Here is a 13,172-nt window from a genome sequence, read left to right as displayed (position 1 = left end):
AGTATGGCCCTAAAGTTTTGGCAGGGTGCGAATGTCGTACCGATTCTGCAACAGGCGGAGGGCCACCCCACACCACAGGAGTTCAATCAAGGACAGAGGCGTTTAATATTTGTTACAAATATCGGTTCTGGGGGCGGATGTTGGCATCTACAAAAATTTAGGTTTGTCTAAACAGTAAACTCTTGGCATTTTCCTATGGATGCAGTAGGATGGAAAAATTTATCCGACTGCTAGCCTGCGTGGGGCTGTCGTCTAATCCTAGTTAGGCTGCTTCCGTTTGCGCTCTTTCTTTGGCTTTGGGAAGTATGTCGCCATGATGTTGCTGAAAGGGGCGTAATCTTTGAACAGAATCTCAAATTCACTAGGCCGCGCCACAGTCGCCATTATGTCAAGTACAGTCAACCCCTCTGATATGAGGGTCAATGCAGATAGTGTGCGTTTTAATTCGCCCACTAGCCTGTCAATTTCGGATTCTTGTTCCTCTATTTTCTCAAGGCACATTTCCCACCTGAGTTTTAACTCTTCATATTTCATACATGGTCTTTCAATTCAAAAGCCTAACAATTCATTGCACGGGACGGCCAGCCGCCCGTGAATTCAGGCGTTAGGCCGCATTGAAGTCGCGAGCATCTTCGATATCACCGCATATGAACCAGCCACAACGAAACGTTCTCACTTTTCAATGGAATCCCGCTGAGTCGCTCGGAGGCGATGTATTTCTCACTCCTGTCTATTTCAACCGACAGGTTTTAGTGCGTTATCTTTACGACTCACGTTTCACGTGCGATTTCGCAAGTGAGACCTACGGCACTGTTCATGGCGATGATTTTTATATTTCGTTTGGGATCAATGCCAATGGCTCTGTGCTCGCGTGGCTGGGAGACCTTCAGTCGCTCCCAGTACGTGAGTGCTTCTATTGGCTTGTTGAGAACAAGGATCCTGAAGGCGACGCGAAATCCGAGTTCTACGATGCCCAGGTGAATGCCAAGTTCACTGAACCACCTGCCATCATCCGTGCGCTGAACGCGCTTTCGAAGCTAAACGCAGGGTTTCACAAGAAGTTCGGCGTTCACCTGTATCACGAACGTTCGATCGAAGAGCGCGTAGAAGAGACTCGCAGGTATAAGAGGCTCCTCTTGAACAACGTGGACGACTTCAAGAGGTTCGTGAGTGAGCTCAACGAGATCATCAATGAGAACGCCAATAACCCGGAGCTCAGGAGACTTCTTGATGCGAAAGGGGTGACAACGCAATCCGGAAGCAAGGGCAATAAGCTACTTGCCGCTGTATACGACGCAGTTCTGCACGACAAGAGCAACCTTATAGCTCCGTTCTTTTGCCTTTATGACCTGAGGCTCTGGGCAGATCATTCGATGTCCGAAGACATGATCAAGAACGTGGCAGCGAAGCTTGGCGGCTCCGTCGATGACTACCAGCGTCTATTGGAGCTACTCATACAGGCGATCAATGATTCGTCGAGCCAGCTACTGGAGCTTGTCGAGAATGCGGCCTAACAAGTCGCTCAAGCGGACAGCTTCCAGCTGCCGCTTACCTTAGTTCGTTATATAAAATACGCTATCATTTTATTTCCCAACCTGTGCTCACATGACCAATAGATTAGATTTTTATTCAGAATTCTATTTATCGGAAGTTTTAATTCTTGACTGCTTACGTTCGGATGAACTCCAAACAGCAAGATCAACTTACAATTTTCTGCTCGACTTGAAAAATATAGACCCTGGCAAAATTGCAGAGAACGTCAACCGCTTAGAAATTAATTTAGAAAAAATAACAACAAGGGATGAATTTCTAGCAAGACTAGAAAAATTACTCAGTATCGTTAATTCACATTGGAATGGCATTGTTCATATTGAATGCCATGGAGATGGCCAGCTTATAGAGATAGGTGATGCACATGAAAAAATAACTCATGAAGAATTATTTGCCATCTTTAGAAAAATAAATGAAAAAAGTAAATGCGGACTCGGTATTATTTTCGCATGCTGCAATGGCTTAGGCCCATACAATATACGAGATTTCCACATCCCTTCCCCTTTTTACTTTTGCTTATCATATACCGGTGCAATATCAGCAGGGACACTGGAAGATAATATGGCGAAATTCTACAAAAATCTATTTAAAACAAAAAAAGTTTTACCTCCAATTGAACATTCAAATTTTATACTTCAACGAGTCGAAGAAATTTATTTAAATGCACTCTATCTTGTTGTTAGAGCACTTTGCTCTTCTCATGAGCGTAATTCTCTAAGAGAACGAATGATAACTGCTATTGCAAACAAATATAATGGAATAAATAAAATAAAACCATACCTTCGACAAGAAATTAGAAAACAGGCGCGTAAGTTATCTTCGCTATCTGATCAATGCGACCGAATAATAGCAGATTCAGAAACTTTTCTTTGCGGTAGAAAATTAAATGTTTCCAAAACAAAACTACTAGAATGGCTTACCCATGATAAATAAATCAGTTCACACTTTGTCAAAAGCATAATATAACAGGTCGATGCACCAGAAAAACCCACAATTGCCCGCCTTTAGCGGTCGTTTGTGGGTTTGTCTGGTGATCTCTACGTTAGGCCACTTCACCTCAAAGACGGACAATGAAAAAACTGTGCGCAATTTGCGGCGTTAACCCAGCGGTTACGAGCGACCACATTCCTCCGCAAAGCTTGTATCCAAAGCCACGCGACAACGATATCAACCTCAATACAGTTCCGGCATGCAAGGAATGCAACAACGGCGCATCAACTGACGATGAAGAGTTCAAAGTATTTATTGGCATCACAACAGGCGAGCATCAAATTGCGCAGGACAGGGTTATTAATTCACTAGCAAGAACCATCAGTGGCAATCAAAAAATCGCAAATAACATTTTCGAAACCAAGAGGAATGTTTATGCAAAGCTCAATAGTGCAATATTGGAACCTGCTGTAGCAATTACATTTGATCGCACGAAGTATGAGCGCGTCATCACAAGGATCGTCAAGGCGCTACACTGGATGGAGACAGGTGAAGCCCAAAATGCAGAGCTAAAGACCACCGTCTTGTCAGGGGATAGCCTAGATGCTGCACTGGCCAAAAGCATTATGGAGGTGATGCACAGTTTGCCACTGCGCCCCCTGAACAAGGGAACATTTCTCTACAGAGGCCATGTTGGCGAAGATGGCAGTGGTATTTGGGGAATGCAGTTCTTTGGGCGTCATACAGTCTTCGCTATTACCTGCGCAGAAAAACTGCACATCTAGTTATGTTCTGCCAGCAAAATTCTCACTTGGCTACAGGCCTAACTGTTTGGTCAAGCCGACACCAACAAGCTCCGCTTGTTGGTACCCTCCGTGCTTCGCACTCCGGTGCGGCTTACCGCGGGCGTTGGGCCTCTCATCCGACAACCACTCACCAATGGAGCAATTGAAGATGGATAAAGCATTTGTTGAAAATTTTGCGGCGGACTGGATCGCCTCGTGGAATGCTCATGACCTAGAAAGAATTCTGTCGCACTACGCTGACGATTTCGAAATGTCGTCGCCTGTGATTATTCAAGTCACCGGTGAATCATCCGGTACACTCCGAGACAAAACTGCCGTTGGCGCGTATTGGAAAAAGGCACTGGGGCTAATTCCAGACCTCCAATTTGAACTTCTTTCAGTTCTTGTTGGCGTCAATTCCATTACCCTCTACTACAAAGGGGCTCGGGGTCGCCTTGCCGCCGAGGTCTTTCACTTCGGCACGGACAATAAAGTCGTTCGGGCCTTTGCTCACTACGCTGTCTAGTTGGTATCCCGGTAACGCCGTCCCCTGTGAGTCATCAAGGCCCAACCCATCATTCCATCAGACCTGCGCTAAAAGCCGCGCAGGCCGGTGAATTCAAACATTAAAGCCCTCTATCCAATGAACATTTTTTCTTCGCTGCTTGAAAAGCAAGATGCCGACAAATTGTCTCGTTACATCGAGCAACTTGTAGAAAATTTAGTCAATCCAATTAATTCAGTTCCGCTGATACGTACAGCATCGTTTCCAGACAAACCGGGTGTCTACTGCATCTTTGAACGTGAGGTAGTAATTTACGTCGGTGAAACTGGCTCTCTCAAGGCGCGGATGAAAGATATTTTTCGCACTGTGAATCATTCATTTCGTAGATCGCTGGGAAAGCGTCAGTTTTCTGGTGTCGTCGGAGTTTCGGAGGCCAACGCCAAAACAAAATTCCCGTTTGATGTCGAGTTACGGCTTACAGAATACATGGAGTCAAACATCCGAGTAGCTCTTACTCCAGTGGCTATCGGGCGAAAAGAGGTTGAGGAAAAGATTGTCAAAAAGCACGCTCCTGTCTTCAACTCGCGAGGGCAACGTGGGCAGCTCTAATATGGTGCTCAAGCGGACAGCTTCCAGCTGCCACTTACCTTGTTTCGTTAGCATTGGCCCACTCCACAGAAACCCTGCTGTCCGACAGGATTACTGTGGCATCCAGCGCTGATATTTTCTCGGCCTACGTGGTAGCAGCAGATGCCGAGTGACCCATGACTCCATACCCAGCACCAGCAGCCGTGCGCTCAATGCAGATACGCCAATCCCGTTACCACGGCATCTCGCCCTTGTTCACCTTCGCCCCGATCTCCAAGGCGAGGCCCAAACCCGCCTGTGGGTAGGCTTTTTTCATGCGCTCGATCAAATCGGCTCCGCTTTGGGCTTGGGCGGCTTCGGTATCAAAGCGTAACAGGTAATCGCGGGTATAACGTACCGCCCCCATATCCAGTGCTGTGCCAGCCGCCATGTGGCCGGGCACTACAGTGGCGGGCTGGAGGGCTTCGATCTCGTCCAACTGCGCCAGCCAAGCCTTGCGTTCGCTAGGCTTTTGGGTGTCTGCTGTCCACACATGCAGATTGCCAAAGATGGCGATATTGCCCGCAATGGTCTGGATGGAGGGAATCCAAACGTAAGGCCGATGGGCTAACGCGCCGGTGGTGCCGCGCACCTCAAGGGCTTCGCCATCCACCATCAAACGGGTGCCTTGGAGCAGTTCGGGCACGATGGGCTGTTGTGGCGCATTAGCCCCCATTTTGGGTGCCCAAAAAGCCACCTTGCCCGCCATTTTGGCCTGTATTTTGGCGCGCACGGCGGGGGTGGTCAGCACCTGTGCCTCTGGGAACAAGCCTTTGAGCACTTCCGCCCCAAAATAAAAGTCTGGGTCAGCATTGCTGATAAAAATGGTTTTGAGCTGCTTGCCGCTGTCGAGCACATGGGCCGCCACACGCAAGGCATCTGCACGGGTAAAACCGCTGTCAATCACCACGGCTTCGGTCTTGCCACTGACCACCACCGCATTGACATGAAAGCTTTGGCTATCGGCGTTGTAGACCTTCAGGGTCAAGGGCGCAGACGTTTGCGCAGACACCCCGGTGCTGGCCATGATGCCCAACGTCATCAGGGCAGGGAACATGAAACGTGTGAGCCGATTGCGATAAGACATGGTGATTTCCTTTGAAGGGTAGAGGGGGTTGCAGTGGTGTGAACTATATTTTTTGCATCAATCTTGATAAAGTGCTGATCTGTTGATTGTTTATTGCATGAATCGATGAAATGGATCGCCTTACTGCTGTTCGTGTTTTTGTAGAGGTGGTGGATCGCGGTAGCCTCACGCAGGCGGCCCAAGCGCTGGAGATGTCTGCCGCCATGGTCAGCCGCTACCTTGCTGCGGTGGAGGCTTGGTTTAACGCCCGGCTGCTGCACCGCACGACGCGAAAGATCAGCCTGACCGATGCTGGGCTGGCGGCACTGCCTGCCTGTCGGCAACTGCTGGATATGGCACAAGATGTGCAACACCTTGTGGCGGCTCCCAACCGTATGCCTGCTGGGGTGTTGCGCGTCACCACGGCCAGCTCCTTTGCCGAGGCACAGCTTACGGCGGCGCTGGTGGATTTCCAGCGCTTGCATCCACAGGTTGAAGTGGTGCTGTCTGTCTCCGACAAAGCCACAGATTTGGTGGCCGAGCGTGTTGATTTGGCGGTGCGCATCACCAATACCCTAGACCCGGCCATGATTGCCCGGCCTTTGGCCCTATGCCACTCTGTGCTGTGCGCGTCCCCCCAGTACCTAGAACGCCAAGGGATGCCCCACCATGCCGATGATTTGCAGCACCACCGCTGTATTGCCCATGCCTTTGGTATTGGCAAGCAATACCGCTTTACACACCAAGGGCAGACGATAGAGGTGCCGGTGCATTGGAGCTTTCATACCAACGAAACAGCAGTTTTGCGCCGGGCAGCGCTTGCTGGTGCAGGCATCGGTATGTTGCCCACCTACTATGTGGGTGATGATTTGCAGGCCGGGCGTCTGGTTCGGCTGTTGCCAGACTATGCCCCAGAGGTTCTGGGCATCCATGCCATTTATCTTTCCCGCCAGTACCAACCCTTGGCTTTGCGCCTGCTGGTAGATTTTCTGGCCCAACGGTTTGCGGGGCTCACCGCCCCGTGGGATCAAAGCTCCTCAATACGCCTGGCTGGGTAGCTGTCCCAACTTTGGCAGCCCGGACATTGCCAAAAATGCTGGCGCGCCTCAAAGCCACAGGCGGCACAGCGGTAGCGTGTTAAGGGCTGGGCAGCATGGTTTAACGCCCGCTGCACCCCAGGCTGCCACTGCGGATGCCCCAGCGTTTCATGGTGGAGCCATTTGGCTGCGGCCAGCAAAGAGGGTTCTTTTTCCAGATGGTGGGCATAACGTACCGCTGCTTGCGCTGGCAGTTGGCCTGCGGCCACCTCCAAGTCCACCATGCTATCGAGAATATCTAAGGACGGAGACTCTTGGTAGTGCTTTTGTAACAGCGCTAAGGTTTGTTGCTCTTGGCCGCAGGCTTTGGCTGCTTGCGCTAGCAAGGGGGCCACCAAAGGCAAGGCTTGGGGCACCTCTTGGCCCAAAGTAGTGAGTGTGGCTAAGGCTTGTGGGGCTTGCTCTAAACGCAGTTGCATCTGCGCTAGCATGATGCGCGGGCGCGGGGCTTCTGGAGCAATCTGCATGGCTTGCTCTAGCAGTTGCTTGGCTTGGGGCCACTGCTCACTGACTATCAAGGCTTGGGCCTGCTCACACAAAAAATGCGCCTGACGGGTACTGAAATCGCCCTGATCGGCGGCTTGCATGGTTTGGGCGATGGCTGTAGCTTGTACCCAATCGCGCGAGCGCTCATGGATAGCCAATAGGGCCAGCCGGGCCTGTGCTTCAAAGGCGGTGCCTTCGAGTTTGTGCAGGGCTGCTTCGGCCCGGTCGAGCAAACCAGCCTTGAGAAAATCAAGTGCCAGCGCATACTGCGCCCGGTCGCGGTCTTTGCCGTCCAAGTCGCCGCGCGAGAGCAAATGCTCATGCACGCGCACGGCGCGGTCATATTCCCCTCGGCGGCGGAACAAATTGCCCAGCGCAAAATGCAGTTCTGAGGTGTCGGGGTCGTTTTGCACGGCCTCGATAAAGGCATCAATGGCCTGATCCTGCTGCTCGTTGAGCAGGTAGTTCAGCCCCTTGAAATACGCCTTGGGCACACGGCGGTTTTCTGCGCGCAACTGGCGCAGGTCAAAGCGCGAGGCCAGCCAGCCCAGCATAAAGGCCAGGGGCAAGCCCAGCAAAATCCAGCCAAGATCAAATTCCATGGGGTGTACTGTCGGGGGCCGTAGCCGAGGCAGAAGGGGGTGGCGTAGCGGGAGCATCAGCCACCGGCGCAGCTTGCTGACGCCGGGCGGCACAACGGTGCATCCACCAGCGCGGCACCATGCCCAGCACCCCTACCACCATGCCAATGGCAAAGGCACTGAGCACCAGCAACACCATGGGCGCACGCCATTGTGTGCCAAAGAAAAAATACACCGTTGCATCCTGCTGGTTATTCAGAGCAAAAGCAAACAGGGTAAAAAAAATGGCTGCTTTGAGCAGCCACAGGAGGTATTTCATTGCGCAATCCCATCCTTTGGGTGAACGGGAGATTCTAAAGCGGTGCAGACGCGATGCTGGCATCGCTAGGGCTGCTGGTGCTGGCATCTACTGCTTCGCGCAGCGCTTTACCTGCCTTGAAATGGGGTACCCGCTTGGCGGCAATCGCCACGGCCTCGCCAGTGCGCGGATTGCGCCCCATGCGCGGTGGGCGTTCATGCACCGAAAAGCTACCAAAGCCTCGGATTTCAATGCGCCCCCCTTGCCCCAAGGTGTGGCCCATCGCGTCCAGCATGGTTTTGACCACAGCTTCTGCGTCGCGGTGGCTTAACTGCGTAAACTGGAGCTCTAAGGCGGCCACCAGCTCTGATCGGGTCATGGAATTTTGCAAGCTCATCAGCCATCCTCATGAAAAAAGGGCCGGGCCTGTGTGGGTACACAAGCCCGGCCTCTACTCAGCCCTTAGGCCAATGAGATTTTACTTCTCGGAATTGTCCAGCTTAGCGCGCAGCAGAGCGCCCAGGCTGGTGGTACCGGCGCTTTCGCGGCTGGCTTGTTGGCTCAGGTTAGCCATCGCGCCTTGCTCATCAGCCATGTCTTTTTGCTTGATCGACAACTGGATGTTGCGGGTCTTGCGATCGACATTGACCACCACGGCGGTGACTTCATCACCTTCCTTGAGCACGTTGCGGGCATCTTCCACGCGGTCGCGGGAGATTTCAGAGGCGCGCAGGTAGCCGATGATGTCTTCACCCAGATCGATTTCAGCGCCACGGGCGTCCACGGTCTTGACCTTACCAGTGACGGTTTGGCCCTTGTCGTTGACAGTGACGAAGGTGGTGAACGGGTCGCCGTCGAGCTGCTTGATGCCCAAGGAGATGCGTTCGCGGTCCACGTCCACAGCCAACACGATGGCGTCAACTTCTTGACCCTTCTTGTAGTTGCGCACAGCGGCTTCGCCAGCTTCGTTCCAAGACAGGTCAGACAAATGCACCAGACCGTCGATACCGGCAGCCAGACCCACGAACACGCCAAAGTCGGTGATCGACTTGATCGGGCCCTTGACGCGGTCGCCGCGCTTGGTGTTTTGTGCAAATTCTTGCCAAGGATTGGCCTTGCATTGCTTCATGCCCAGGCTGATACGACGCTTGTCTTCGTCGATTTCCAAGACCATGACTTCGACTTCGTCGCCCAGCGTGACCAGCTTGGAAGGAGCGATGTTCTTGTTCGTCCAGTCCATTTCGGAGACGTGCACCAAGCCTTCGATGCCGGGTTCGAGTTCAACAAATGCGCCGTAGTCAGCGATGTTGGTGATCTTGCCGAACAAGCGGGTGCTTTGTGGGTAGCGACGCGACACGCCCATCCAAGGATCATCACCCATTTGCTTGAGACCCAGCGAGACACGGTTTTTGTCGGTGTCGAACTTGAGGATCTTGGCAGTGATTTCTTGACCAGCCGTGACCACTTCGGAGGGGTGACGAACACGACGCCATGCCATGTCGGTGATGTGCAGCAGGCCGTCGATACCGCCCAAGTCCACAAATGCACCGTATTCGGTGATGTTCTTGACCACGCCTTGAACGATGGAGCCTTCTTTCAGGGTTTCCATCAGCTTGGCGCGTTCTTCGCCCATCGAGGCTTCGACCACAGCGCGGCGGCTGAGCACCACGTTGTTGCGCTTGCGATCGAGCTTGATGACCTTGAACTCCATGGTCTTGTTTTCGTAGGGAGTCAGGTCTTTGATCGGACGGGTGTCGATCAAGGAGCCGGGCAGGAAGGCGCGGATGCCATTGACCAGCACGGTCAGGCCGCCCTTGACCTTGCCGCTGGTGGTGCCGGTGACGAATTCGCCAGATTCCAGTGCCTTTTCCAGGGCCAGCCACGAAGCCAGACGCTTGGCGGTATCGCGCGACAGGATGGTGTCGCCGTAGCCGTTTTCAATCGAGCCGATAGCCACGGAGACAAAATCGCCCACTTGGACTTCGACTTCGCCCTGATCGTTCTTGAACTCTTCCAGCGGTACGTAGGACTCAGACTTGAGGCCAGCGTTCACGACGACAAAGTTGTGCTCCACGCGCACGACTTCGGCGGTGATAACTTCGCCCGGACGCATTTCGGTACGCTGTAGGGATTCTTCAAAAAGGGCGGCAAAAGATTCAGACATGTATTTCCTTACCACTGACAGGTTGACCACAGCCCGATTGCCGCAGTTTCAAAGGCCGCCAGTGGTGGTTTGCTATGCGGCCATAAGCCGCAGGTTAAGTTGACAAAGAACCACACAGCCCGCGCAACACTGCGCTAGCCAAGGTGGGCCGATAGGGCCAACATGGCCCCATTTTTCAGCCTTGGGTGCTGGGCACAAAAGGCTGGCGTTGCTGCCACCAGCCAAGCACCTGCTGCACGGCCTGTGCGGCGGTGCAAGAAGTGCTGTCTAGCAGTAGCGCGTCCTGTGCAGGCTGCAAGGGAGCCACGCTGCGGGACATATCCCGTGCATCGCGCGCCTGCAAGTCGTCAAGGAGGTCGGACATATTAGCCGAATCGCCCTTGGCAAGCAACTGGTCATAGCGCCTTTGCGCACGTATTTGCGCACTGGCCGTGAGAAAAACCTTGAGCGTAGCATCAGGGAAGATCACGGTGCCCATATCGCGGCCATCTGCCACCAGTCCGGGCAACTGGCGAAAGCTGTGCTGCAAGGCCACCAGCGCCGTGCGCACCGCAGGCAAGCTGGAGACGTGCGAGGCATTTATGCCTGCTTCTTCGGTGCGGATAGCCGTGGTGATGTCTTCGCCTGCAAGCCAGACGCGCTCGCCTTCAAAACGGATGTCTAGGCCTTGTGCCAGCGCGGCAATAGCGGCTTCGCCACTGGTATCGAGCGCCAGACCTGCACGGGTGGCTGCCAATGCGGTGATGCGGTAGAGCGCCCCAGAATCCAGAAAGGCATAGCCCAACTGTTGCGCTAAGGCTGCCGCCACGGTGCCTTTGCCGGAGGCAGTCGGGCCATCCAGACAGATCACCGGAATGGCTTTTTCGGCGGTTTGAGCCACCGAGAATAGGGCTTCAAAATAATCGGGAAAGGTTTTTGCGACGCATTTGGGGTCTTCAATGCGTACGGGCAGGCCCGCTGGATTGAAGGTCGCTAAGGAAAAGCACATCGCCACCCGATGATCGTCGTAGGTGTGGATGCTGGCGGCACGCCAATCCGCATCAGCAGCCGGGGGGGTAACGCGGATAAAGTCCGCGCCCTCTTCTACTGTGGCACCGAGTTTGCGCAACTCGGTAGCCATTGCGGCAATACGGTCGGTCTCTTTCACGCGCCAGCTGGCAATGTTGCGCAAGGTGGTGGTGCCATCGGCGTACAGGGCCATCACTGCCAGCGTCATGGCGGCATCGGGGATATGGTTGCAATCGAGATCAATCGCCTTCAGGGGCCAAGCGCCACGCTGAATGTGCAAATGGTTGGGGCCGCCGCTGATCTGCGCCCCCATCAATCGTGCCGCCTCGACAAAGCGGATATCGCCTTGGATGGAGTCTAGCCCCACGCCCAGCACCTGCACGCCTTGCCCACTGCCTGCAATGGCCCCGGCAGCAATAAAGTAGCTGGCTGAGGAGGCATCGGCCTCGACATGGATGGTGCCGGGCGATTGGTAACGGCTGCCTGCTGGGATGGTAAAGCGCTGCCATTGCTCGTGGCGCACAGCAATGCCAAAGCGTGCCAGTAGTTCTAGCGTGATGTGGATATAGGGCTTGGAGATCAGCTCGCCCACCACTTCAATCACCACGTCTTGGGTCGTGGCCGCTAGCGGCAAGGCCATGAGCAAGGCGGTTAAAAATTGGCTAGAGACATCGCCGCGCACAGGGATCGGCTTGTCCAGCGACAGCGCCGGGACGCCATCGGCTTGGGCAATACGCAGCGGTGGGTAGCCGTCTTGGCCCAGATAGTCGATGTGACAGCCCAGTTGGCGCAGGGCATCGACCAAATCGCCAATGGGGCGTTCGTGCATCCGGGGAATGCCGCCCAGCTCATACTCGCCACCCAGCAGCGCCAAGGCTGCCGTGAGTGGGCGCATGGCGGTGCCCGCATTGCCTAAGAATAGCTTGGCAGTGGATTGGGGTGTGCGCCCGCCCAAGCCGGTGATGCGCGCTTGGGTGCCGTTTTCTTCGACGCCGCAACCCAATTGGCGCAGGGCGTCGAGCATGACACGGGTATCGTCAGAGGCTAACAGGTCTTCAACCACCGTGGTGCCTGCACTCAGGGCTGCCAGCAGCAAGACACGGTTGGAAATGCTTTTAGAGCCGGGCAGGTGTACGCTGCCTGCGGCATGGTGCAGCGACGGCAGATCAAGAAATGGGATAGCAAACATTCAGTGGCCTTTGCTGCGTTGTCCGCCCATACGCCAATGGGTGCGGGTTTCACTGGCCAGCGTAATCAGGTCTTCTAAGCCTTGGGTGTTACCGCTGCGGATCAATTGTTCTAGTTGCAGCAGCGCTTGGCGGAACAATTCAGACTGCGCCAAGACCTCATTGCGGTTAGACAAGAAAATATCGCGCCAGATTTTGGGATCACCCCCGGCAATGCGGCTGAAATCGCGAAACCCCGGCCCAGCCAGCGAGAAAAAGGTGTCGGATTGGGGTTGACCGGCCAGCCCGTTGATAAAGGCAAAAGCGAGCAAGTGCGGCAAATGGCTGACGGCAGCAAAGGCCTCATCATGCGATTCGGGCGACATACTGGTGACGCGGCAGCCCAGCGCTTTCCAGACTTCTTCGGCTTGGCGGATTTGTGCAGTCAGGGTGCGCTCAATTGGGGTCAGGATGACTTGGCGGCCCACGTACAAATCAGCATCGGCGTGTTCTACCCCGGCCACTTCGCGCCCGGTGATGGGATGGGCCGGCACAAACGGCCCCGCCTTGTCACCCAAGGCGCTGCGCGCGGCCTTGACCACATCGGCCTTGGTGGAGCCGACATCCATAATCAACATCTGGGGCGTGACCAAATGCTTGATGGCTTTGAGGGAGGCTTCGGTGGCCGACACCGGCACGGCCAGCAGCACAATATCGGCCCCTGCCACGGCGAGCAGGGCCGAAGGAGCCTCGACATCAATCACCCCCATTTGGCGGGCGCGGTCGGTAGTAGAGGGTGATTTGCTGTAGCCCACGACCCGTTTTACCAGCCCGGCACGCTTGAGTGCCAGCGCAAACGATCCGCCCATCAGGCCGCAGCCGATGAGCCCCAGTTGTTCAAACATGCC

At 54.4% G+C, this 13,172-nt stretch carries 14 protein-coding genes; 6 read left to right on the top strand and 8 right to left on the bottom strand.

Annotated features, from left to right (window positions below; translation table 11 throughout):
* Positions 1 to 258 precede the first annotated feature (258 nt).
* Positions 259 to 534 (bottom strand): hypothetical protein, encoded by a 276-nt coding sequence (locus BMX55_RS02725; RefSeq protein WP_091452342.1) that lies wholly within the window; start codon positions 532 to 534, stop codon positions 259 to 261.
* 113 nt (positions 535 to 647) lie between these two features.
* Here BMX55_RS02725 and BMX55_RS02720 point away from each other — a divergent pair, with 113 nt between their 5' ends.
* The 5 genes from BMX55_RS02720 to BMX55_RS02705 all read left to right on the top strand — a co-directional run bounded on the left by BMX55_RS02720 (position 648) and on the right by BMX55_RS02705 (position 4,380).
* The gene (locus BMX55_RS02720) at positions 648 to 1,514 is read left to right on the top strand and encodes a hypothetical protein (RefSeq protein ID WP_091452339.1); all 867 of its coding nucleotides are present in this window, start codon (positions 648 to 650) and stop codon (positions 1,512 to 1,514) included.
* 91 nt (positions 1,515 to 1,605) lie between these two features.
* A complete protein-coding gene (locus BMX55_RS16070; RefSeq protein ID WP_143059566.1) occupies positions 1,606 to 2,484 on the top strand; it encodes a hypothetical protein in 879 nt (292 codons plus the stop codon).
* A gap of 137 nt (positions 2,485 to 2,621) precedes the next feature.
* Positions 2,622 to 3,266: a hypothetical protein gene (locus BMX55_RS02715; protein WP_091452335.1), complete on the top strand. Its 645-nt coding sequence runs from the start codon at positions 2,622 to 2,624 to the stop codon at positions 3,264 to 3,266.
* A 169-nt stretch (positions 3,267 to 3,435) separates the two neighbouring features.
* Positions 3,436 to 3,792 (top strand): nuclear transport factor 2 family protein, encoded by a 357-nt coding sequence (locus tag BMX55_RS02710; protein WP_245751225.1) that lies wholly within the window; start codon positions 3,436 to 3,438, stop codon positions 3,790 to 3,792.
* 117 nt (positions 3,793 to 3,909) lie between these two features.
* Positions 3,910 to 4,380 (top strand): GIY-YIG nuclease family protein, encoded by a 471-nt coding sequence (locus BMX55_RS02705; protein WP_143059565.1) that lies wholly within the window; start codon positions 3,910 to 3,912, stop codon positions 4,378 to 4,380.
* A gap of 211 nt (positions 4,381 to 4,591) precedes the next feature.
* Here the strand turns inward: BMX55_RS02705 and BMX55_RS02700 are convergent, their stop codons facing one another.
* Positions 4,592 to 5,455 (bottom strand): MBL fold metallo-hydrolase, encoded by an 864-nt coding sequence (locus BMX55_RS02700; RefSeq protein ID WP_425432042.1) that lies wholly within the window; start codon positions 5,453 to 5,455, stop codon positions 4,592 to 4,594.
* 140 nt (positions 5,456 to 5,595) lie between these two features.
* Here BMX55_RS02700 and BMX55_RS02695 point away from each other — a divergent pair, with 140 nt between their 5' ends.
* On the top strand, positions 5,596 to 6,522 hold the full coding sequence (locus tag BMX55_RS02695; protein WP_091452321.1) for a LysR family transcriptional regulator: 927 nt from the start codon (positions 5,596 to 5,598) through the stop codon (positions 6,520 to 6,522).
* Here BMX55_RS02695 and lapB read toward each other — a convergent pair.
* The 6 genes from lapB to BMX55_RS02665 form a co-directional block, all read right to left on the bottom strand.
* On the bottom strand, positions 6,492 to 7,649 hold the full coding sequence (gene lapB, locus BMX55_RS02690; protein WP_091452318.1) for a lipopolysaccharide assembly protein LapB: 1,158 nt from the start codon (positions 7,647 to 7,649) through the stop codon (positions 6,492 to 6,494). The genes BMX55_RS02695 and lapB overlap by 31 nt on opposite strands.
* Complete coding sequence (locus BMX55_RS02685; RefSeq protein WP_091452313.1) at positions 7,639 to 7,947, bottom strand: LapA family protein; 309 nt, start codon at positions 7,945 to 7,947, stop codon at positions 7,639 to 7,641. Before BMX55_RS02685 ends, lapB begins: the two co-directional genes overlap by 11 nt.
* 34 nt (positions 7,948 to 7,981) lie before the next feature.
* Entirely contained in the window at positions 7,982 to 8,305 is a 324-nt protein-coding gene (locus BMX55_RS02680) for an integration host factor subunit beta (RefSeq protein ID WP_091453150.1), read from the bottom strand.
* 99 nt (positions 8,306 to 8,404) lie between these two features.
* Entirely contained in the window at positions 8,405 to 10,090 is a 1,686-nt protein-coding gene (gene rpsA / locus BMX55_RS02675; RefSeq protein ID WP_091452309.1) for a 30S ribosomal protein S1, read from the bottom strand.
* 175 nt (positions 10,091 to 10,265) lie between these two features.
* The gene (locus tag BMX55_RS02670; RefSeq protein ID WP_091452305.1) at positions 10,266 to 12,287 is read right to left on the bottom strand and encodes a bifunctional 3-phosphoshikimate 1-carboxyvinyltransferase/cytidylate kinase; all 2,022 of its coding nucleotides are present in this window, start codon (positions 12,285 to 12,287) and stop codon (positions 10,266 to 10,268) included.
* Complete coding sequence (locus BMX55_RS02665; RefSeq protein WP_091452301.1) at positions 12,288 to 13,169, bottom strand: prephenate dehydrogenase; 882 nt, start codon at positions 13,167 to 13,169, stop codon at positions 12,288 to 12,290.
* Between the last annotated feature and the right edge of the window lie 3 nt (positions 13,170 to 13,172).

Source organism: Giesbergeria anulus, assembly GCF_900111115.1.
In the GTDB taxonomy this organism is placed as follows: domain Bacteria; phylum Pseudomonadota; class Gammaproteobacteria; order Burkholderiales; family Burkholderiaceae_C; genus Simplicispira; species Simplicispira anulus.
Note: the sequence above shows the minus strand (reverse complement) of the source record. Positions and strands in the feature narration are given on the sequence as shown.

Coding starts and splice junctions, on each gene's coding strand:
- BMX55_RS02670 (WP_091452305.1), bottom strand. CDS start 12,287: ATGTTTGCTATCCCATTTCTTGATCTGCCGTCGCTGCACCATGCCGCA.
- rpsA (WP_091452309.1), bottom strand. CDS start 10,090: ATGTCTGAATCTTTTGCCGCCCTTTTTGAAGAATCCCTACAGCGTACC.
- lapB (WP_091452318.1), bottom strand. CDS start 7,649: ATGGAATTTGATCTTGGCTGGATTTTGCTGGGCTTGCCCCTGGCCTTT.
- BMX55_RS02715 (WP_091452335.1), top strand. CDS start 2,622: ATGAAAAAACTGTGCGCAATTTGCGGCGTTAACCCAGCGGTTACGAGC.
- BMX55_RS02685 (WP_091452313.1), bottom strand. CDS start 7,947: ATGAAATACCTCCTGTGGCTGCTCAAAGCAGCCATTTTTTTTACCCTG.
- BMX55_RS02720 (WP_091452339.1), top strand. CDS start 648: ATGAACCAGCCACAACGAAACGTTCTCACTTTTCAATGGAATCCCGCT.
- BMX55_RS02695 (WP_091452321.1), top strand. CDS start 5,596: ATGGATCGCCTTACTGCTGTTCGTGTTTTTGTAGAGGTGGTGGATCGC.
- BMX55_RS02725 (WP_091452342.1), bottom strand. CDS start 534: ATGAAATATGAAGAGTTAAAACTCAGGTGGGAAATGTGCCTTGAGAAA.
- BMX55_RS16070 (WP_143059566.1), top strand. CDS start 1,606: ATGACCAATAGATTAGATTTTTATTCAGAATTCTATTTATCGGAAGTT.
- BMX55_RS02700 (WP_425432042.1), bottom strand. CDS start 5,455: ATGTTCCCTGCCCTGATGACGTTGGGCATCATGGCCAGCACCGGGGTG.
- BMX55_RS02710 (WP_245751225.1), top strand. CDS start 3,436: ATGGATAAAGCATTTGTTGAAAATTTTGCGGCGGACTGGATCGCCTCG.
- BMX55_RS02665 (WP_091452301.1), bottom strand. CDS start 13,169: ATGTTTGAACAACTGGGGCTCATCGGCTGCGGCCTGATGGGCGGATCG.
- BMX55_RS02705 (WP_143059565.1), top strand. CDS start 3,910: ATGAACATTTTTTCTTCGCTGCTTGAAAAGCAAGATGCCGACAAATTG.
- BMX55_RS02680 (WP_091453150.1), bottom strand. CDS start 8,305: ATGACCCGATCAGAGCTGGTGGCCGCCTTAGAGCTCCAGTTTACGCAG.